The sequence below is a fragment of the Aeromonas molluscorum genome (assembly GCF_051376105.1).
In the GTDB taxonomy this organism is placed as follows: domain Bacteria; phylum Pseudomonadota; class Gammaproteobacteria; order Enterobacterales; family Aeromonadaceae; genus Aeromonas; species Aeromonas molluscorum.
In genome coordinates this window covers 986,899-1,007,102 of the sequence record NZ_JBPQCY010000002.1, presented here as the reverse complement: position 1 = coordinate 1,007,102, position 20,204 = coordinate 986,899, and the positions used below count along the sequence as shown (strand labels likewise).

Below are 20,204 nucleotides of genomic sequence, written 5' to 3'. Positions count from 1 at the left end.
CTTATGTGTCCTTGTTGATGCTCTGGCCTCAGAGGCGAGCGAAATCATTAAACAGCGCAATACCCATCAGCAACATCAGAATGGCGGCGCCTATCCTGAACCCCACTTCCTGAATCTTCTCCGAAACCGGCTTGCCGGTCACTGCCTCGATGAGGAAATAGACCAGATGGCCCCCATCCAGCACCGGCAGCGGGAACAGATTGATGATCCCCAAGTTGACGCTGATCAGCGCCAGGAAACCGAGAAAATAGACCAGACCGTAATCGGCACTGTTACCTGCACCCTTGGCGATGGAGATGGGCCCGCTCAGGTTGTCCAGGGACACTATGCCACCAATCAGCTTGCCTATCATATCGAAGGTGAGCGTGATCAGGCTCCAGGTCTTGTGCATGCCCTGCCAGAGGGCATCAAGCGGGCCATACTGTAACAGAATTCGATATTCATCCGGTAATGGAACCACTTGAGGCGATAATCCCACGAAGCCCACCGCCTTCCCCTTTACCTCTTTGGCATGGGGAGTCAGGGTGATGCTCTGCTCACGGCCATCACGCTCAATGGTCAACTGCAATGGCTGGTCGGGGGAGGATTGTACCTTGCCCACAAAGGCCACCCAGTCGGTCAGGGGCTGGCCATCCAGCGCCAGGATCTTGTCCCCTTTGCGCATGCCGGCCGTGGCACTGGCACTGTCCGGTACCACTTCGGCCACCACGGGTAGCACCTTGGCGCCCAGCGGGATGATCCCCAGGCTGACGATCGGCGACTCTTTATCTGGATCGAATGTCCAGCTCTTCAGTTCGAGAGTCTTGTCGCTGGCATAGCTGCTCTTGGGTTCGGTCAACTTGAGCTGTACCGAGTCGTCACCAAGGTGGCTTATCAGGGCGTAGACGATGCTTTCCCAGTCACCGGTCGGCTCGCCGCCCACCTCGACTATCTGCATGCCAGGCAACAAGCCTGCCTCGGCGGCGATGGAATGGCTGCGCACCTCACCGACGATGGGTTTGACGCTCGGCACCCCAATCATGAACATCAGCCAGAAGGCGAACAGGGCGAAGACGAAATTCGCCATGGGGCCAGCGGCGACGATGGCCATGCGGGCCCAGACGCTCTTGTGATTGAAGGCCTGGGCCTCCTCGCCTGGTTTCAGCTCATCCACTCTGCCGTCCAGCATCTTGACGTAGCCGCCAAGGGGGATCAGTGCCAGCACATATTCGGTGCCATCTTTGCCCATACGGCGCCAGATAGCCTTGCCAAACCCGATGGAAAAACGCTCCACCTTGACGCCACAACGGCGGGCCACCCAGAAGTGGCCAAACTCATGCACCGCAACCAGCAGGCCCAGGGCGACGATGAAGGCACCTATATTCCAGAGTACGCCCCCCATCAGCCAAGACTCCTGGGGTTATATTCGACCGGGTCGCAACCGAAGGCGCCGACAGCGTTATTCCTGCACAAAATATCCATTAGTCCAATTCCTTGATGTCATCGATGACCCGCGAGGCTGCAAGGAGAAAAGCAGCAGGCCAGGGTATGGCATTCATCGGCTAAGTGCCTTAATCAAATCCTGAGCCCGGGCACGTGCAGCACAGTCCAGGGCAATGAGATCGTCCAGAGAGTCAGCAGAGTGCTGGCCAAAGGTCAGCAGGGCACTCTCATTGACTCTGGCAATATCCATGAAACCGATGCGCTCGGCAAGGAAAGCCGCCACGGCCTCCTCATTGGCGGCGTTGAGTGCCGTGGTGGCACTCTGCCCCTCCTGGCAAGCGGCCATGGCCAGAGCCAGGCAAGGGTAGCGCTCCACATCGGGACGAATGAAGCTGAACTCTCCGACACTGAAAAAATCCAGCGGTTCCACACCGGACGGGATCCGGGCCGGATAAGCCAGGGCATGGGCGATGGGCGTACACATGTCGGGGTTGCCGAGCTGGGCCAGCACAGAACCATCCTTGTACTGCACCATGGAGTGGATGACGGACTGGGGATGGACCACGACCTGGATTTGCTCGGGAGCGGCATTGAACAACCAGCGCGCCTCTATGTACTCCAACCCCTTGTTGAACATGGTGGCGGAATCGACCGAGATCTTGGCCCCCATTGACCAGTTGGGGTGGGCCACCGCTTGAGCCGGGGTCACCTTGGCCAGGTCGTTGATATCGGTATAGCGGAACGGGCCGCCCGAGCCGGTCAGCAATATTTTGCTGATACCGGCCCCGGCCAGATCGCAGAAGCCGGGTTGGCGCTGGATGGCCTCGGGCAGGCACTGGAAGATGGCATTGTGCTCGCTGTCGATGGGCAGCAGCTCGGCACCATGGTCGCGCACCGCCTCCATGAAGAAGGCCCCGGACATCACCAGCGCCTCCTTGTTGGCCAGCAGAATACGCTTGCCCGCTCGCACGGCGGCCATGGTCGGCGCCAAGCCTGCCGCGCCAACGATGGCGGCCATGACGCTGTGGGCATCGGGGTGGGCCGACATCTCGCACAGCGCCTTGGCACCGGACAAAACCTGGGTCTGGCTACCATGGGCCTTTAGCCGGCTCGCCAACTCACGGGCCGCACTCTCATCGACCATGACCGCGAAGCGGGGGGAGAATTCGAGGCAATCGCGCAGCATGGCATCCAGGCTGCGCCAGGCGGTCAGCGCCAGCACCTGCCAGCAACCCGGGTTATGACGCAGCACCTTGAGGGTGCTCTGGCCGATGGAGCCTGAAGCTCCCAGGATCACTAGCTGGCGCATCAGGCCCCCTGGCTCAGCAAGAGATAGCTGAGCAGGAAGACTGGCAGAGCCGCCGTCAGACTGTCGATCCTATCTAGGATGCCACCATGACCGGGCAGCAGATTGCCTGAATCCTTGATGCCCGCCTCACGCTTGAACATGCTCTCGGTGAGGTCGCCCAGCACCGAGGCCAGCACCGCCAGCAGGGAGCAGAACAGCACTGTGCCCATCTTGGCGGGAACAAACCCCATCCACCAGGTCACACCGACCGCAAGCAGGCCCGCGGTAAACAGGCCGCCGCACAGACCTTCGATGGTTTTCCCCGGACTGACGGACGGGGCCAGCTTGTGTTTGCCAAACGCCTTGCCGAAAAAATACGCGCCAGAATCTGCCGCCCAGACCAAGCCCATGACGAACAGCAGGATCCAGGCACCCATGGCGGAGTCGTGATAGAAGTTGTAGCCGCGAATGGCGACCATGGACCAGAAGAAGGGGATGAGCGTCACCAGGCCAAACAGCGACTTGAGCCAGACTGACTCCTTCCACAGTCTGGCGCTCTGGGGATAGCGCAGTACTAGCAGCAGACCAAGCAACCACCAGCTGGCCGCTGTCCAGAGCACGCCCATCAAGATGGGATTAAGCCCGGGGGCCCACAGCTGCTCCACCGGCAGCCACATCAGGCTGGCACCGAGCAAGAGACAGAACAGCAGGGGTATCCATTCCCGCCGCTCACGGCTAACAAAACCGCCCCACTCCCGGCTGGCCAGCAAAAAGACCAGGGCTGCCAACAGGGCAAAAAACTTCAAAGGCAAGAAGAACAGCGCCCCCAGCACCAGGGGGATCAGACACAATGCGGTAATAATTCGTTGTTTTAGCAAAAGAAACCTCTCTCTTGGGAGCGGGGTTTAGCCGGTCTGTTGCTCGGCGATCAATTCCCGGATCTGTTCACCCGTACACCCGAAGCGACGCTCGCGGGCCACGAAAGAGGCAACTGCCTCGCTGAACTCAGCCTCGTTAAAATCGGGCCATAACACAGGAGTAAAATGGAGCTCAGCATAGGCGAGCTGCCATAACAAAAAATTGCTGATGCGGTGATCTCCACCGGTGCGGATCAGCAGATCGACCGGGGGCAGATCGGCCATGCAGATGGCCTGTCCCAGTCGGGCTTCGGTGATATCCTCGGCCTGAAGTTCACCCGCTGCCACGGCTGCGGCCAGCTTACGTGCCGCCTGGGCAATGTCCCACTGACCACCGTAGTTGGCGGCAATATTGAGGGTCAACCCCTGGTTATCCTCGGTCAGCGCTTCTGCTTTGGCGATCTTGGCCCGCAGCCGCGCACTAAAACGCGAGGTATCGCCGATGACCCGCAAGCGGATGCCATTGCTGTGCAGCTTCTTGACCTCGCTGCCGAGCACGGTGAGGAATAGCTCCATCAGAGCACTGACCTCCCCTTCCGGGCGGCGCCAGTTCTCACTGGAGAAAGCAAACAGGGTGAGAGCATCCATCTTGGCCCGCGCGGCAAAGGTAACTGTCTCCCGCACGGCCTTGACGCCGGCCTTGTGCCCGTAGACCCGCATCTTGCCACGGTTCTCGGCCCAACGCCCGTTGCCATCCATGATGATGGCGACATGACGGGGCAGACACTGGTTGGCGCTATCGCCTAAGGCTGCCAAACGCGACATTCATTTCTCCCACAAAGACAAAAGCGCCGTGCAGGGGCACTACACGGCGCTCGTAATATACCTGTCAGAAGCTTAGATTTCCATTAGCTCCTTTTCCTTCACGGCCAGGGCGTCATCCGCCAGCTTGATGAAGGAATCGGTGAGTTTCTGGATCTCTTCCTGGGCACGGCGGTCGTCGTCCTCGGAGATCTCTTTGTCTTTGAGCAGCGCTTTCAGATCGGCGTTGGCATCACGACGGATGTTGCGAATGGCAACTCGGGCACCTTCAGCCTCGGCGCGGACGATCTTGGTCAGATCCTTGCGGCGCTCTTCGGTCAGGGCCGGCAGCGGCACACGCAGAGTCTGGCCATTGCTGGACGGGTTCAAACCCAGATCCGAAGTCAGGATCGCTTTCTCGATCGCCTGCATCATCGAGCGATCGAAGATGGAGATGGACAAGGTGCGAGCATCCTCAGCCACCACGTTAGCCAGCTGCTTGAGCGGAGTCGCTGCGCCATAGTACTCAACCTGGATGCCGTCGAGCAGGCTCGGGTGAGCACGGCCGGTACGGATCTTGGACATCTGGGATTTGAGCGATTCTACGCTCTTGGACATGCGGTCCTTGGCGTCGTTTTTAATCTCGTTGATCACAGTGGTTTTCCTTTTGGCGAACGAACCCGCGACGGGTCCGTTTCTAGCTTAATTTACTGACGTAATGGATAAGAGCGCTTCCGGCTCAGCTTTTACTTTATTTTCTGACACACGGGGCTAAAGAACCTGTCGGCTTAGCCTACTGATCATCAATAGCAAAGCGCCTGCCGGTGCGCTGCCATCTTACTTGCCGACGTGGTGGATCAGTGTACCTTCCGGTTCACCCATGATAACCCGGCGCAGGGCACCCGGCTTGTTCATGTTGAAGACCCGGATTGGCAGATCATGATCGCGCGCCAGGGTAAAGGCGGCAAGATCCATTACTTTGAGTTCTTTATCAAGCACTTCGTCGTAGCTCAGCTCATGATACAGCATGGCGTCCGGATTCTTGACCGGATCTTCGGTGTAGACACCATCGACCTTGGTGGCTTTGAGCACAACGTCGGCTTCGATCTCGATCCCGCGCAGGCAAGCCGCAGAATCAGTGGTAAAGAAGGGGTTGCCGGTACCGGCAGAGAAGATCACTACCTTGCCGGCGCGCAGCTGACTGATCGCCTCGGCCCAGCTATAGGAATCACAAACGCCCTGCAAGGAGATAGCAGACATCAGACGGGCATTCACATAAGCACGATGCAGGGCATCACGCATGGCCAAGCCATTCATTACGGTCGCCAGCATGCCCATGTGGTCACCCACCACGCGGTTCATACCCGCCTTGGCAAGACCGGCACCACGGAACAGGTTGCCGCCGCCGATAACCAGACCGACTTGAACACCCAGCTCAACCAGCTCTTTGATCTCTTGGGCCATCCGCTCAAGTACAGCCGGATCAATGCCAAAACCCTCGGATCCTTGCAGGGCTTCACCACTCAACTTTAGAAGAACACGTCGGTATGCAGGTTTGGGATTGGTACTCATGTCACTGATTCCTGGTCATATAAAGACCGCGACATAAGTCGCGGTCTGGAGTTAGCTAAAACCGGTTCGGTTATGCCTTCTGAGCAGCCGCGATCTGGGCAGCAACTTCGGCAGCGAAGTCAGTTTCCTGCTTCTCGATGCCTTCGCCCACTTCGAAGCGAGTGAAGGAAACAACGTCAGCACCTTCTTTCTTCAGCAGCTCGGCAACAGTCATGGACGGATCCTTGACGAAGGGTTGACCAGTCAGGGAAACCTCACCAGTGAACTTCTTCATGCGGCCTTCAACCATCTTCTCGGCGATCTCTTTCGGCTTGCCGGAGTTGATGGCGATGTCGATCTGAATTTCGCGCTCTTTGGCAACGACTTCAGCAGACACATCTTCAGGCTTGACGAATTGCGGGCTGTTGGCAGCAACGTGCATGGCCAAATCTTTGGCCAGCTCGGCGGAGCCACCGGTCAGCTTGGTGATAACACCAATGCGGGAACCGTGTACATAGGTACCCAAGTTGTCACCTTCAACCAGCATCACGCGACGCAGGTTCATGTTCTCACCGATCTTGGCGATCAGGTTGGTGATGGTCAGCTCGACGGATTCACCGTTACCGAAGTCGGCCGCTTTCAGGGCGTCAACATCAGCAATTTTCTGGGTCGCAGCGATATCAGCGATCTTCTGGCCCATGCCCATGAAGCTGGCATCTTTGGCGACGAAGTCGGTTTCGCTGTTCAGCTCGATCATGACGGCAACATTGCCTTCGGTGCGGGCAAAGATCACGCCTTCAGCAGCGATACGGCCTGCTTTCTTGGCGGCTTTGGCCTGACCAGATTTACGCATGTTCTCGATAGCCAGCTCGATGTCGCCATTGGCTTCTTCGAGTGCTTTTTTGCAATCCATCATGCCAGCGGCAGTGCGCTCGCGCAGTTCTTTTACCAGGGCGGCAGTAACGTTAGCCATGTCCAGTATCCTCGGTCTTGAATTGACAAGAAACAGGGGCCACAAGGGCCCCTGCTAACCAATTACATCAGCTTGGTTAATAAGGGCTTTAACAGTCCTTATCAATTACTCAGCTTCAACGAAGCCATCTTGTTCAGCTTGAACAACGATGTCTTGAGCGCGAGCTTCCAGTACGGTGTCAGCAGCAGCATTCAGGTACAGCTGAACGGCACGGATCGCATCGTCGTTACCCGGGATGACGTAATCAACGCCGTCCGGATTGGAGTTGGTATCAACGATGGAGACAACCGGGATACCCAGGTTGTTGGCTTCTTTGATAGCGATGTGCTCGTGGTCGGCATCGACAACGAACAGCACGTCAGGCAGGCCGCCCATGTTCTTGATACCGCCCAGGCTCTTCTCCAGCTTGTCCATTTCGCGAGTACGCATCAGCGCCTCTTTCTTGGTCAGCTTCTCGAAGGTACCGTCTTGGCTCTGAGCTTCCAGATCTTTCAGACGCTTGATGGACTGACGAACGGTTTTCCAGTTGGTCAGCATGCCACCCAACCAGCGATGGTTCACATAGAACTGATCGCAGCGGATAGCAGCATCTTTGACGGCTTCAGACGCAGCACGCTTGGTACCAACGAACAGTACCTTGCCTTTTTTGGCAGCAACGGAGCTCACGAAGTTCATGGCATCGTCAAACATCGGAACGGTTTTTTCCAAGTTGATGATGTGAACCTTGCTACGGGCACCGAAGATGTAGGATTTCATTTTCGGGTTCCAGTAACGAGTCTGGTGACCGAAGTGAACGCCAGCTTGCAGCATGTCGCGCATAGAAACTTTAGCCATTTTATACCTCTGTATTGGGGTTAGGCCTCCACACATCCCATGTAACCGACCCCAAAGGGGCACCCCGGTACAGGTATCGATGTGTGTGTGTTATTGATTAGGGTGATGAAACTGGGACAAGTAGTTCCAGTTCCGGCGCGCTTTATATCATAAGTTTGCCGCTGGCGCCACCGACGGCCACGCTAAAAATAGCTAACCAGAGTCGACTCTGCGCCATGGATTTGACCTTGTGATGACAATCACACTGGAAGTCGGCGGAGGTTGCGGATAAAATTTTGCCCTGATTGCAAACGCATCTATTTTTCATTACCTGCTTGTTGTCGGTCATACCGACGAAGAACCAGGCCGCAAGAGAGATCCCATGTCCATTAAAATCAAGACGCCGGAAGAGATTGAAAAGATGCGCGTTGCCGGCCAACTGGCCGCCGATGTGCTGGTGATGATAGCCCCCCACGTACAGGCAGGCGTCACCACTGACGAGCTCAACACTCTGTGCCATGACTTCATCGTCGATGTCCAGCAGGCTGTTCCAGCCCCCTTGAACTATCACGGCTTCCCGAAATCCATCTGTACTTCGGTAAACGATGTGATCTGTCACGGCATTCCCAACCACAAGAAATTGCGGGAAGGGGACATCATCAACCTGGATATTACCGTCATCAAAGATGGCTACCACGGCGACACCTCCGCCATGTTCATCGTCGGTCAGACGACCCCCCTGCGCCGCCAGCTGTGCAAGGTTGCCCAGGAGAGCCTGTACGCCGCCATCAAACGCGTCCGCCCCGGCATGTGCATCACCGAGATTGGTGCCGTGATCCAGCCCATCGTCGAGCAGGCCGGTTTCTCCGTAGTACGTGACTACTGTGGCCACGGCATCGGCAGCGAATTCCATGAAGAGCCGCAAATCCTGCACTATCGCAACAACGGCAAACTGGAGCTCAAAGCGGGCATGTGCTTCACCATAGAGCCCATGGTCAACAGCAAGAAGTATCACTGCCGTACCAACCCCAAGGATGGCTGGACAGTCACCACCAAGGATGGCGGCGACTCGGCCCAATGGGAGCACACCCTGCTGGTGACGGAAGATGGCTGCGAGGTACTCACCCTTCGCCCGGACGACACTATCGACCGCCATATCAAACAGGGTTAACATCAAACCCCGGCCCAGCGCCGGGGTTTTTGTTTTCAAGACGATGAGATGCCATGGACGCCAGCCTGCTTTCCCCCCATCTGCTACCCGATGATGACCTCAGCCGGGATAACTGCAAAGAGTACCTGAGCCGCTTCCTCGGCTGGTTGCACGAACGCTTCGATGCCGGTGACAACATCATTGAGCTGGTAGCCACCCGCTCCCTGTACATGGATCAGCTGCTGACCCGGTTGTGGCACAAATTCGGCTTCGATCAAGAGACTCATCTCACCCTGATTGCCGTCGGTGGCTACGGCCGGGGCGAGCTGCACCCCCACTCCGACATTGACCTCCTCATCCTCTATGACGGTGATGACCTGGACGAGGGGCTGGGGCTGCGCATCGGCGAGTTCATCGCCCTGTTGTGGGATCTCAAGCTGGAGGTGGGTCAGTCGGTGCGTAACGTGGCCGAGTGCACCCAACAGGGGCTGGCCGACATCACTGTCGCCACCAACCTCATCGAGGCCCGCTATATCACCGGCAATCTAGGCGGATTCGAGACGCTCCAACAAGCCACCCGCCCCGAGGTATTCTGGCCGAGCGAGGATTTCTTTCGTGCCAAGCGCGCCGAACAGGCCCAGCGTCACCAGCAGTTCCTCGGCACCGCCTACAAACTCGAACCCGATCTCAAGAGCAACCCGGGTGGCCTGCGCGATATTCAGACCCTGGCCTGGGTCGCCCGTCGCCATTTTGGCGCCACCACCCTCTATGAGATGACCAGTCACGGCTTTCTCAATCGCGCCGAGTATCGCGAGCTGCTCGACTGCCAGAATTTCCTGTGGAAGGTACGCTTTGCCCTGCACATGGCCATCAACAGAGGCGACAACCGCTTGCTGTTCGACCGCCAGCGCACAGTCGCCGAGATGCTGGGTTTCGAGGGGGAAGGCAATAGACCGGTCGAGCAGATGATGAAGCGCTTTTATCAGACGGTGCGGCGGGTCTCCGAGCTCAACGAGATGCTGCTGCAACTGTTTGATGAGGCGATCCTTGGCAACACCGCCATGGACGTGCGCCGGATCAGTGACGAGTTCCAGCTCCGTGGTCGACTCATCGATGCGGTCGACGCCGAGCTGTTCGCCCAGGACCCCGCCGCCATCTTGCGACTCTTCTACCAGATAGCCCAACACCCCGAGATAGCCGGCATTCACTCGGCGACCCTGCGTCAGCTGCGCGAGGCGCGCCGCAAACTCGACTGCTGGCTGCAAGAGATCCCCGAGTGTCGTCGCCTGTTCATGGCGCTGCTGCGCCATCCCAACGGCATCGGCCAGCCGCTCACTCTTATGCATAAATATGGGATCCTCGCGGCCTACCTGCCCCAGTGGAACCTTATCGTCGGTCAGATGCAGTTCGACATGTTCCACGCCTACACGGTGGATGAACACACCCATCGTCTGCTCAAGAACATTCATCACTTCCCCACGTCGGCCAGCCGCCAGACCCATCCGCTCTGCCATGAGATAGTGAACCGGCTACGCAAACCCGAGCTGCTCTGTATCGCGGCCTTGTTCCACGACATCGCCAAGGGGCGGCGCGGGGATCACTCCGAGCTCGGTGCCGTCGATGCCCTGGAGTTCTGCCAGCTGCACGGACTGGATCGCTACGAGAGCCGCCTGGTCGCCTGGCTGGTACGCCATCACCTGCTGATGTCGGTCACCGCCCAGCGCCGGGATATCCACGACCCCGAGGTAGTCACCGACTTTGCCCAGAAGGTGCGCGACGAACAGCACCTGGACTTGCTCTACTGCCTGACGGTGGCCGATATCTGCGCCACCAACGACAGCCTCTGGAATGACTGGAAGGGCACCCTGCTGCGGGAACTCTATTTCACTACCCAGAAGGCACTTCGCCAGGGATTGGAAAACCCGCCCGATATCCGGCTGCGTATCCGCGAGAACCAGCGCCAGGCACGGCAACTGCTCAGCCAGCGTCACCTGAACGATGCCTCCATCACTGCGCTGTGGAGCGACTTCAAGGCGGACTACTTCCTGCGCCACAGCCCGGAACAGATCGCCTGGCATAGCCGCCACATTCTCGAACAGGAGGGAGCTGGCGAGACGCCGCTGGTCACCATAGGCAAGCATCCGACCCGAGGCGGCAGCGAAGTCTTCATCTATTGCCGCGACACGCCGAATCTGTTTGCCACCGTGGCCTCGGCTCTGGATCAGAAGAACCTCAACATTCATGACGCACAGATCATGAGCTCGCGCAGCGGCTATGTCCTCGATACCTTCATCGTGCTGGAACCCAATGGCGAGCCCATCAGCCCCAATCGCACCGCCACCATCAGAAAGGCGCTGGAGAAGGCGCTGCAAGAGCCGGGCAAGCTGGTGCTGCGCAACAAGCCACTGTCGCGCCGTCATCGCCAGTTCAGCGTGCCGACCCGGGTTGTCTTTCTGCCTCACAAGGGGGAAAACCGCCACACCCTGCTGGAGTTGACGGCACTGGATACCCCCGGGCTGCTGGCCCGCATCGGTGCCGTTTTCCAACAGTGCGGCCTCAGCCTCCATGCCGCCAAGATCACCACCATCGGCGAGCGGGTAGAGGATTTCTTCAGCCTGACCAATCGCGCCGGCGAGCCGCTGACCCAGGCCGAACAACTCGCCCTGGAGGAGAAATTGGTGCATCAGCTCAACCCCCAGGAGCAAGAAAGCTGAACCAAGTGACCCCCACAGCCTGCCGGGACACCATGACAAGCCAGCTCCAACCGCGTTTTGGGTGAAGAAATCGGCCCTCCCCCTTAAAACCGGCGGGAAAAGTGTGATACAACAAACAGAATTTTATAAAGGAACCCCATCATGACCGAGTTGCAACAGATCATTGAGTCGGCCTTCGAGCGCCGCGACACAATCACCCCAGGCTCAGTGGACAGCGCCACCAAAGCCGCCATACTGCAAGCCATCGAGTTGCTGGACAGCGGCAAGGCGCGGGTCGCCGAGAAGATTGCCGGCGAGTGGGTCGTACATCAATGGCTGAAAAAAGCCGTGCTGCTCTACTTCCGCATCAATGACAACGGCATCATCAAGGGTGACGACGCTCAGTATTTCGACAAGGTTCCCCTCAAGTTCTCCGACTTTACTGCAGAGCAGTTCAAAGAAGCGGGGGTGCGCGTGGTGCCGCCGGCCACAGCCCGCAAAGGCTCCTTCATCGCCCCCAACACCGTGCTGATGCCCTCTTATGTCAACATTGGCGCCTTCGTCGATGAGGGCACCATGGTCGATACCTGGGCCACCGTCGGCTCTTGTGCCCAGATTGGCAAGAACGTGCATCTCTCCGGCGGCGTCGGTATCGGCGGCGTGCTGGAACCCCTGCAGGCCAACCCGACCATCATCGAAGACAACTGCTTTATCGGTGCCCGCTCCGAAGTGGTGGAAGGTGTCATCGTCGAAGAGGGCTCCGTCATCTCCATGGGGGTCTTCATCGGCCAATCCACCCGTATCTATGACCGTGAAACCGGCGAAATCCATTATGGCCGCGTGCCTGCAGGCTCAGTAGTCGTCTCCGGCTCCCTGCCCTCCAAATGTGGCAAGTACAGCCTCTATGCGGCTGTCATCGTCAAGAAGGTCGATGCCAAGACCCGTGCCAAGGTCGGCATCAACGCCCTGCTGCGCTCCATCGACGAGTAACGACTGGACGAGTCGTGACTCGTTGCATAAAAAGGGCGCCGTCGGCGCCCTTTTTATTGATGCGTCTTCTCCCATGGACGTCGCTCGCCACAATGTCGGCATCGACGCCCTGCTGCCGCGACCGACGAGTGATGGGTTATTGAGTTGAAAGCCCCTCCTATCGCTATCTTGCTCCGTCACAAGAGAGCAATATCAACGAGCAAGCGCCACTGTGTTCGCCATCAGGTAACGGGTTCGTGCGGACCTCTTTTTATTTTGGCGTCCCAGTCACAGGCCTGTCGTGCTTTCTCGGTTATCATGGTTGGGCAAGACGGGTTTAAGCCAAGGAAATAGTCGAATGTACGAAAATCTGAAGAGTTTGGGGATCCAGGATCCCACGGCAGTGGACAGTTACACCCTGCGTCAGGAAGCCAACCACGACATCCTCAAGATCTACTTCAAGAAGCTGAAGGGGGAGTTTTTCGCCAAGAGCGTCAAGTTCAAATACCCCAGGCAACGCAAAACCATCTTGGTCGACTCTGGTACCCATCAGTACAAGGACGTCACCGAGATCAATGCCAACCTCAAGTATGTGGTCGATGAGCTCGACAGCCTGACCCAAGGCGTCCATAGCCAGACCGACCCGGACATCAAGAAGAAGATACTGCGCGATCTGCGTCATCTGGAGAAAGTGGTGGCCAACAAGATCAGCGAGATAGAGAAGGATCTCGAAAAACTCTGACAACGGCCTGCTCCATACCAATAGCAAGGGCGCCTGATGGCGCCCTTGCTATTGGTATGGCTTGCAACCTCAGCCTGGCATCTGGCCTGGCCCAATGTCTGCCTGGTGCAAGGGGGCTAGTACATCATTGAGGCCACCCCAGCTGCGGGGTCACGCAAGCGGGCTCTGTGCCACACGCCATCACAACCCCCCGGCAGACAAAATAGAAGAGGGAGGCACAAGCCTCCCTCTTCACATCTGTCTGTCAAGCAAGCGGATTAGTTGCTCTTCATCCAGATATCCATGTCGGTTTTCAGGTTGTCAGACTTGGTACCGAAGATGGCTTGTACACCGGAACCAGCCACCACCACACCGGCAGCGCCCAGTTTCTTCAGGCCAGCCTGATCAACCTTGGCTACCTCTTTCACACCCACCCGCAGACGAGTGATGCAAGCGTCCAGCGAGGCGATGTTCTCTTTACCACCGAAAGCGGCAACCAGGGCAGCAGACATCTCGTCCTTGCTTTGGCTGACCGTCTCTTCAGCAGTCTCGTCTTCACGACCCGGGGTCTTCAGGTTCATGGCACGAATGACGAAGCTGAATACCACGTAGTAGATGGCGGCGTAGACCAGACCCAGGCCAACCAGCAGCCACATGTGAGCGGCACGCGGTGACTGTACAACGAAGTCGATGAAGCCGTTGGAGAAGGTGTGACCGTGTACAACACCCAGGGAGTTGGTCAGCACATAAGCCAGACCCGCCAGCACGGCGTGGATGGCGTACAGCACAGGAGCAACGAACAGGAAGGAGAACTCAATCGGCTCGGTGATACCGGTCAGGAAGGAGGTCAGGGCAGCAGAAGCCATGATACCAACTATCTTGGCACGGTTTTCCGGCTTGGCAGCATGGGCAATGGCAAAGGCAGCAGCAGGCAGACCGAACATCTTGAACAGGTAACCGCCAGCCAGCTGACCGAAGCCGTTACCGGCAGCACGAGTCGCATCGTTGGCAGTCAGGAAGCAAGTCATGATGCCGTGTACTGTTTCACCGGCACCGTTGACACAGGTACCCGCCTGATAGAAGAAAGGCACGTTCCAGATGTGGTGCAGACCGAACGGGATCAGGGAGCGTTCAACCACGCCGTAGATACCGAAAGCCAGTACCGGGTTCTGGTTGGCAGCCCAGTCAGAGAAGGCAGCGATGGCTCCGCCAATGGGTGGCCAAATCACAGACAGGATCACACCCAGACCGATGGAGACGAAACCGGTGATGATGGGCACGGCACGCTTGCCAGCGAAGAAGCCCAGATATTCTGGCAGCTGTATCTTGTAGAAGCGGTTGAACGCCCAGGCGGCCACGCCACCGGCGAGGATACCCCCCAGGACGCCGGTGTCGATCTTGTCGACCCCCATCACTGGCGCCATGACAGACAAGGTGGCGGTCATGATGCCGTAGCCGACGATGGCTGACAGGCCGGAAACACCATCATTGTTGGTAAAGCCAAGGGCGACACCCACAGCAAACAACAGCGCCATCTGGCCAAACACTGAGCCACCGGCTTGCTCCATCAACTGGGAGACGATTTCAGGCATCCAAGTAAAGTGGGCGGCACCCACCCCCAACAAGATACCCGCAACAGGCAAGACCGATACAGGCAACATCAGCGCCTTACCGACTTTCTGCAGGTTGGAGAATGCGTTTTGTAACATGTGTGTACTCCTGAATGATTGTTCCCTAACGGACCCATTCGAAGTTAAGCCTATCATGGGGATGAAAGCTAACCGGAAAAGGGGGATCGGGTGTTTTTTATTTTGACGAGAACAATATAACCCAGAGAAAAGGGAAATTCTTTACTCTGAAATTAGCAGATAGGAAATTTGGAGGGGAGATCACAAGATGATTTGAATAAATGTTAAATGTCGTTTTTCGGCTGTAAATCGGCAATGCTACTATATTTCAAATTGATGAAAAGCGCCGTTTCAAATTGCATCTTAATATCTCCATTCGTAATAAAAAGAAACGCAACGTAACCCAGTGTAACCACTTAACTCTCTTTTGTAGAAACAATATAACCATTAAAAAGGCCCCCGACAATGGAGGCCTGATAAATATAGTGGATGATAAAAACCACATTATTATTTCTGGGATTTTTTCACCGCATCAACAAACACGGACTTGGCTCTAGTAGAGCCTCCTCGCTCAGCTTCATTGACCAGTTGCATCGCCTTATCAATATCTCCGGCCTTGACCGCTTTCTCTATTTGCGACTGATAGAACGCCTCTGTCTCGCTCAGCATGGCAGGAGCAGGCTTGCTTGGCGCCGTCGCCACTAGGGCTGTACTGGTTGCCACTGCAGTAGTAGCCGCGACACCCGCGGCCTGCTGGCCCTGGCTCATGGCAACTTTATCGGCATATTCAGGTTTGAACACAGCCTCAATACCCTGCGCCTTGGCCATGTCGGTGACCACTATCTGAACCAGTCCCCAGGGGGAGTGCGGGATCACCGGATCCTTGATATTGGGTTCGACTGTGTTATTGGCCCGAGCAAAGGCCTTGGCTGGATGCAAGATGGTGGTGGAACCACTCAACTGATCGGCAGGTGCATAGACCACCATATAGGTCTCGCTGGCGGGATTACCCGGCATGCTGCGATCGACAAACACCTTGCCCTCGATGCGATCGGCATCCATCAGGTGAGCTGGCTGATAAGCGAACACAGAGGCACCCAGTACACGGGTCACCTTGAAGTTGGCATCCAACATGATCACCTTGGGTTGCAGCACGGTTTTGCCAACCTGTGAGGCCAAGCGGATATAGAGGTTGCCCGTGTCTTTGGGCAGACGGTAAGCGGCAAAATAGCTCATGCCTTCATCGAAACGGTAGCTGGGCTGCTTGCCATCCAGGCTAAGCAGGGTCTCCCCTTCCGGCAGATTCGCGTATTGGAACTCATTGAAACCAGCGCAGCAATTGCTGGCCTGCGACAGGGCTTGCTTGGCCTGTTCGGCATTGTCCAGAACGGCCGCATGCTCTTGCAAGGGCACGCCCATATTACCCGCACAACCGGTCAACCAGACGGTCACTGCGGCGGCAATCGACATCTTTACCAGCGTCATTCTTATTATCCCTCTTATCCGGTGGCCGTTACCCGGCGAAACGAAACTGCCCCCAAGTGGGGGCAGTCACTAACTTAACTGAAAGTCGGGCTTACCACCAAGCTTCCGCTTGGACACCGAAGTTCCAGGTGTTGTCATCATTGTTGCTGCCATTGAAAGTCTGGCCGTTATCGCCACCGGACTTCAGGTAGGAAGCGAATACGCGGATTTCCGGACGGGCCCAGAAGCTGGAACCGGCAGACCAGGCCTGTGCAATGGTGTACTTCTGACCGCTGCTGTCCTTGCTGTCCTGATCACGGACGTCCTGGGTATCACGATAGTAGCCCAGCTCCAGAATGGTCTTCTGGATGTCATCCCACTTGTACATGGGACGGATCACGGCGGAGAAGGTATCGGCATCAGAACCAGTCACACCGTTGATGGTCACGTCGTTGGACTGACCATAAACCAGCTGGTGACCAAACTCGACCTTGTCACCGACCGGCAGCACGCCCCAGTTGATGATACGGAAGCCATCGCCGCTGGCACCATCCTGGCTGGTCCAGTTACCGGCACCGTAGTAAGCCGGCAGAGTGGCATAGCTATCGCTCATGTACTGCAGCACAGTCTTGTTGAAGCCGCCCAGCATGTTCTGAGTCAGTTCGGCGGTCAGCATGACGCCATCTTTGATGTCGTCGTTGACTTTGTCCTGATCGTCGGTGGGGTTGGCGATGGCATAGTCAGCACCCACTTCCAGAGAGGCATCGCTCCACAGCGGGATACCGGCGTAACGCACGTCCAGTATGTTGTTGTTCAGCTCACCGGCATCGCTACGAGTCCACGCCAGGGAGAGTTTGCCCGGGCCGGCCTGAATGTTCTCGATACCGGCACCGGCACCGGAGACATCCCAGTAGTAGAAGTCGGAAATATGGATGTCATGACGCTGGTAGTAACGCTTACCGGCCCACAGGGTGGCCTCCGGGGCAAAGCCCAGTACGCCCTTGGCCTGGACGTTGAACTGACGAAGGGCAAAAGTGGCGTCATCTTCACACTGCTTGGTGTCGAAGTTGCAGCTGGTACCAGTGCCTTCCCAGTCGTTGGACTGGTTGCTGACCATGGCGACCATGGAGTCGACATAGAAGGACTTGCCGTCCTTGTTATAAACCTCCTGACCCAGCTGCACTTCACCGTAGGTTTCGTTCTCGTTACCCAGACGACCTACTTTGAACTTTTCAAAAGTCTGCATGTCGCCATCTTCGGAGATGCCGACACCGGAACGGAAGTAGCCGTGGAAATCAACGGCGAAGGCGGCTTGAGAAGCCAGGGCTGCGGTAACGGCTGCAGCGATCGGGAGCCACTTTGCTTTCATTTTCATTTTCCTTATTTCCCGCTGAGGAGTGTGTGATCCTTGGGTTTAACTTCCTATCACCATAAAAACGTTTGGGTGATAACCGGGGTCGATTATAGGTAGGCGATATGGGCACAAACATGAGCTAATTCACAAAACAGGGACAAACAGCACAGCCTTACCCCTGCAAGCTAATAACACCTCAATTAGCGTACAAGACAACCACAACTCACCAATATAATTAGAAAACAACTACAACCACACAAGCTGAAAACGGTGTCATCAATTAATTCGCATCGAACACCAAGTGATAAACCAGCAAAACAATGACAAAAACATGACTGAAATCGCTTTCAATGAGGAACTTTTAAATTTAAGACTTGTCGATAAGTCGAACTTTTATCTTCCCTATATCCAGAGTTGATACTCTAATCCGTCAAGGCGAGGGTGCGAAATAATGCATCGGCAGGAAAGGATTTCAGAAAAAATAACGGGCCCAATATTGAGGGCCCGTTTTGTCGCTTATAAATAACGACATGAGTACATTAATGAGGCAATTAATCAGAGTTGTCCCTGCCACTCTCTTAGCCAGGCCAGCGCGACCACTTCAGGTTCGTCGACCACAGTCGCATCAATTTCCAACCTGGGCTGCAAGGCCTGAGCCCCCAATTCCAGTAACAAGGTATCAAGCTGACGGCCTGCACCGCAGAAATGTTCATAGCTGCTGTCGCCCATGGCAACCAACGCGTAATGGAGTCCCTTCATATAGGGCGCCCGCTCCCTGAGGTCGGCGGCGAAGGCTTCCAGATTGGGAGGGACATCCCCCTGCCCGGTGGTTGCCGAAACGAGCAACAAGAAACGCGTCGGCGAGATGTCCTCGAGACGGGCCTCTTCATGCAGACTGCACTCATGGCCCTGGCCCGCCAATTCATCCATCAGGGTCTCAGCGACCAGGAAAGCGGCGCCGTAGACGCTACCCACCACTATATCTATCTGTGCCATTTCACCTCCTCGACTTGGGAATGGTTCCAGCATGCCACAGCAAAAACCCCGGGGACAGGTCAAGAGATCAATACACTGATTTCACTGGTGTTAAGCTGATAAACCTCAGTAGTCGCTCTCGCTTGCTGGCCAGCCAAGTTTGCCAAACAGCGTCAGCAACTCGTCACCAAGGGGAGCCTGAATACGCATGGGCACCTTGAGCACTGGATGCTCGAAACTGAGGGTACGAGCCACCAGCAACAGGCGCTGGCAGCCAAAATGTGCTCGGAAGAACCGGTTATGGCGACCATCTCCATGGGTGGTATCACCGACCATGGGGTGGAAAAGGTGCTCCATATGACGACGAAGCTGGTGCTTGCGCCCCGTGTGGGGGAAGAGTCGCACCAGGCTATAACGACTGGTGGCATGCTGCGTGGAAACCGTATGGGGCAACTCGACCTGGTGCAGACGCCTGAAGCTGGTCACCGCCTCCTGGGCGGGTTTGTCCCGTGCGGCAAGGGCATCGGCAATCTTGTCCAGCTGCTCTTTGAGCGGATAGTCGATCACTCCCTGCTCGGGGGCCCATCCACGTACCAGCGCCAGATACTCTTTGTGTACCCGCCGCTCGCTAAAGGCCTCAGTCAGGCTGCGCGCCACCTCCGGGTTCAGGGCAAAGAGCAGGACACCTGACGTGGGCCTGTCGAGACGATGCACCGGGTAGACATGACGTCCACCGATGAGATCCCGGGTCATCTGCATGGCGAAGCGGGTCTCGCCCTTGTCGAGCCAGCTGCGGTGCACCAGCAGCCCTGAGGGTTTATTGACCGCCACCAACCAGTCATCCTGATAGAGCAGAGTCGGCTTCAGTTCGTCCATCTGCGGCTCATCCGCTGGCAGCGAGTCCTGGGACGAAGGAGCGTGCATGGCGCCATCCTCTTGCCCAGCCGACCTCAGCTCATCCGCAAGGGAGCTGAGATGGCTCACTGTTCCACCACTTTGCCAGAGAGCAGCAGATCGAAACGGGCGATGAGCCGCAACAAGTCAGTCACCTCCGCCAGCTCTTCCTTATAGCTTTCACTCGCCATGGGATAGATGGAGACGCTGCTCGGCAATGGCGCCTGTTGCAGCACCAACTGTTCCATGCGCGGGATCAGCACGAACTGCAACCACTGGTCGAAATTCAGGGTATCGACACAAAATGGCAGTGTGCTGGCAAGTGCCTCTTCACCGGGATGATCAAGCTGCCAGCGATCCAAACGCTGCAACTCGGCGCTCAGCTCACCCAGCAGGCCAGCCACCAACAGATACTTGTTCATCATCAACTCCTCACGATTTCTGCAAACCGGGCTCGTTGCGCCGGCCACCACTTGTCGTCATAGATAACCCGGCGAATGCAAGGCGCAACGCGGTTAACCCGGGCTATCGAAAGGGGCGCCACTATACACAATCTCACCAGGCTTAGGCAGAGGGGCTGCGCCAGGTCCCCGGCTGCCAGTCCATCTCCGCCCTGCTGGCTATCTGGAGCTGGCTCCTTATAATCGGGGC

The 20,204-nt window shown here is 56.9% G+C and carries 18 protein-coding genes; 4 read left to right on the top strand and 14 right to left on the bottom strand.

What is annotated here, in order from left to right:
• Nucleotides 1-28: 28 nt before the first annotated feature.
• The 8 genes from rseP to rpsB form a co-directional block, all read right to left on the bottom strand.
• Entirely contained in the window at nucleotides 29-1,381 is a 1,353-nt protein-coding gene (rseP, locus tag ACSMDR_RS15325; RefSeq protein WP_436468797.1) for a sigma E protease regulator RseP, read from the bottom strand.
• Nucleotides 1,382-1,534: 153 nt separating this feature from the next.
• The gene (gene ispC, locus ACSMDR_RS15320) at nucleotides 1,535-2,731 is read right to left on the bottom strand and encodes a 1-deoxy-D-xylulose-5-phosphate reductoisomerase (RefSeq protein WP_005892060.1); all 1,197 of its coding nucleotides are present in this window, start codon (nucleotides 2,729-2,731) and stop codon (nucleotides 1,535-1,537) included.
• Nucleotides 2,731-3,588, bottom strand: a complete 858-nt coding sequence (locus tag ACSMDR_RS15315) for a phosphatidate cytidylyltransferase (protein WP_040318814.1) — start codon at nucleotides 3,586-3,588, stop codon at nucleotides 2,731-2,733. Before ACSMDR_RS15315 ends, ispC begins: the two co-directional genes overlap by 1 nt.
• A 27-nt stretch (nucleotides 3,589-3,615) precedes the next feature.
• Nucleotides 3,616-4,392 (bottom strand): polyprenyl diphosphate synthase, encoded by a 777-nt coding sequence (gene uppS, locus ACSMDR_RS15310; protein WP_040318813.1) that lies wholly within the window; start codon nucleotides 4,390-4,392, stop codon nucleotides 3,616-3,618.
• A 72-nt stretch (nucleotides 4,393-4,464) separates the two neighbouring features.
• Nucleotides 4,465-5,022: a ribosome recycling factor gene (gene frr / locus ACSMDR_RS15305; protein ID WP_005892053.1), complete on the bottom strand. Its 558-nt coding sequence runs from the start codon at nucleotides 5,020-5,022 to the stop codon at nucleotides 4,465-4,467.
• A gap of 183 nt (nucleotides 5,023-5,205) precedes the next feature.
• Nucleotides 5,206-5,940 (bottom strand): UMP kinase, encoded by a 735-nt coding sequence (pyrH, locus tag ACSMDR_RS15300; RefSeq protein ID WP_005892048.1) that lies wholly within the window; start codon nucleotides 5,938-5,940, stop codon nucleotides 5,206-5,208.
• Nucleotides 5,941-6,010: 70 nt separating this feature from the next.
• Nucleotides 6,011-6,892: a translation elongation factor Ts gene (gene tsf, locus ACSMDR_RS15295; protein WP_005892045.1), complete on the bottom strand. Its 882-nt coding sequence runs from the start codon at nucleotides 6,890-6,892 to the stop codon at nucleotides 6,011-6,013.
• 105 nt (nucleotides 6,893-6,997) lie between these two features.
• A complete protein-coding gene (gene rpsB, locus ACSMDR_RS15290; RefSeq protein ID WP_005892043.1) occupies nucleotides 6,998-7,726 on the bottom strand; it encodes a 30S ribosomal protein S2 in 729 nt (242 codons plus the stop codon).
• Between the two features lie 361 nt (nucleotides 7,727-8,087).
• On the opposite strand from rpsB, the gene map reads away from it, so the two are divergent.
• From map to ACSMDR_RS15270, 4 genes are all read left to right on the top strand, one after another.
• Entirely contained in the window at nucleotides 8,088-8,876 is a 789-nt protein-coding gene (map, locus tag ACSMDR_RS15285; protein ID WP_005892041.1) for a type I methionyl aminopeptidase, read from the top strand.
• A 53-nt stretch (nucleotides 8,877-8,929) separates the two neighbouring features.
• Nucleotides 8,930-11,569: a bifunctional uridylyltransferase/uridylyl-removing protein GlnD gene (glnD, locus tag ACSMDR_RS15280; protein WP_436468796.1), complete on the top strand. Its 2,640-nt coding sequence runs from the start codon at nucleotides 8,930-8,932 to the stop codon at nucleotides 11,567-11,569.
• Between the two features lie 141 nt (nucleotides 11,570-11,710).
• On the top strand, nucleotides 11,711-12,538 hold the full coding sequence (dapD, locus tag ACSMDR_RS15275; protein WP_005892035.1) for a 2,3,4,5-tetrahydropyridine-2,6-dicarboxylate N-succinyltransferase: 828 nt from the start codon (nucleotides 11,711-11,713) through the stop codon (nucleotides 12,536-12,538).
• Nucleotides 12,539-12,875: 337 nt separating this feature from the next.
• A complete protein-coding gene (locus ACSMDR_RS15270; protein WP_005892033.1) occupies nucleotides 12,876-13,259 on the top strand; it encodes a DUF3461 family protein in 384 nt (127 codons plus the stop codon).
• 257 nt (nucleotides 13,260-13,516) lie between these two features.
• Here the strand turns inward: ACSMDR_RS15270 and ptsG are convergent, their stop codons facing one another.
• The 6 genes from ptsG to ACSMDR_RS15240 all read right to left on the bottom strand — a co-directional run bounded on the left by ptsG (nucleotide 13,517) and on the right by ACSMDR_RS15240 (nucleotide 19,975).
• Nucleotides 13,517-14,947: a PTS glucose transporter subunit IIBC gene (ptsG, locus tag ACSMDR_RS15265; protein ID WP_005892031.1), complete on the bottom strand. Its 1,431-nt coding sequence runs from the start codon at nucleotides 14,945-14,947 to the stop codon at nucleotides 13,517-13,519.
• 426 nt (nucleotides 14,948-15,373) lie between these two features.
• A complete protein-coding gene (locus tag ACSMDR_RS15260; RefSeq protein WP_436468795.1) occupies nucleotides 15,374-16,351 on the bottom strand; it encodes a MalM family protein in 978 nt (325 codons plus the stop codon).
• Nucleotides 16,352-16,442: 91 nt separating this feature from the next.
• On the bottom strand, nucleotides 16,443-17,699 hold the full coding sequence (locus ACSMDR_RS15255) for a maltoporin (protein ID WP_005892024.1): 1,257 nt from the start codon (nucleotides 17,697-17,699) through the stop codon (nucleotides 16,443-16,445).
• A 540-nt stretch (nucleotides 17,700-18,239) separates the two neighbouring features.
• Nucleotides 18,240-18,680: a flavodoxin gene (locus ACSMDR_RS15250; RefSeq protein WP_005892021.1), complete on the bottom strand. Its 441-nt coding sequence runs from the start codon at nucleotides 18,678-18,680 to the stop codon at nucleotides 18,240-18,242.
• 105 nt (nucleotides 18,681-18,785) lie between these two features.
• The gene (gene truC, locus ACSMDR_RS15245) at nucleotides 18,786-19,583 is read right to left on the bottom strand and encodes a tRNA pseudouridine(65) synthase TruC (RefSeq protein ID WP_436468794.1); all 798 of its coding nucleotides are present in this window, start codon (nucleotides 19,581-19,583) and stop codon (nucleotides 18,786-18,788) included.
• A 56-nt stretch (nucleotides 19,584-19,639) separates the two neighbouring features.
• Complete coding sequence (locus tag ACSMDR_RS15240) at nucleotides 19,640-19,975, bottom strand: YqcC family protein (RefSeq protein ID WP_040318812.1); 336 nt, start codon at nucleotides 19,973-19,975, stop codon at nucleotides 19,640-19,642.
• Nucleotides 19,976-20,204: the final 229 nt, after the last annotated feature.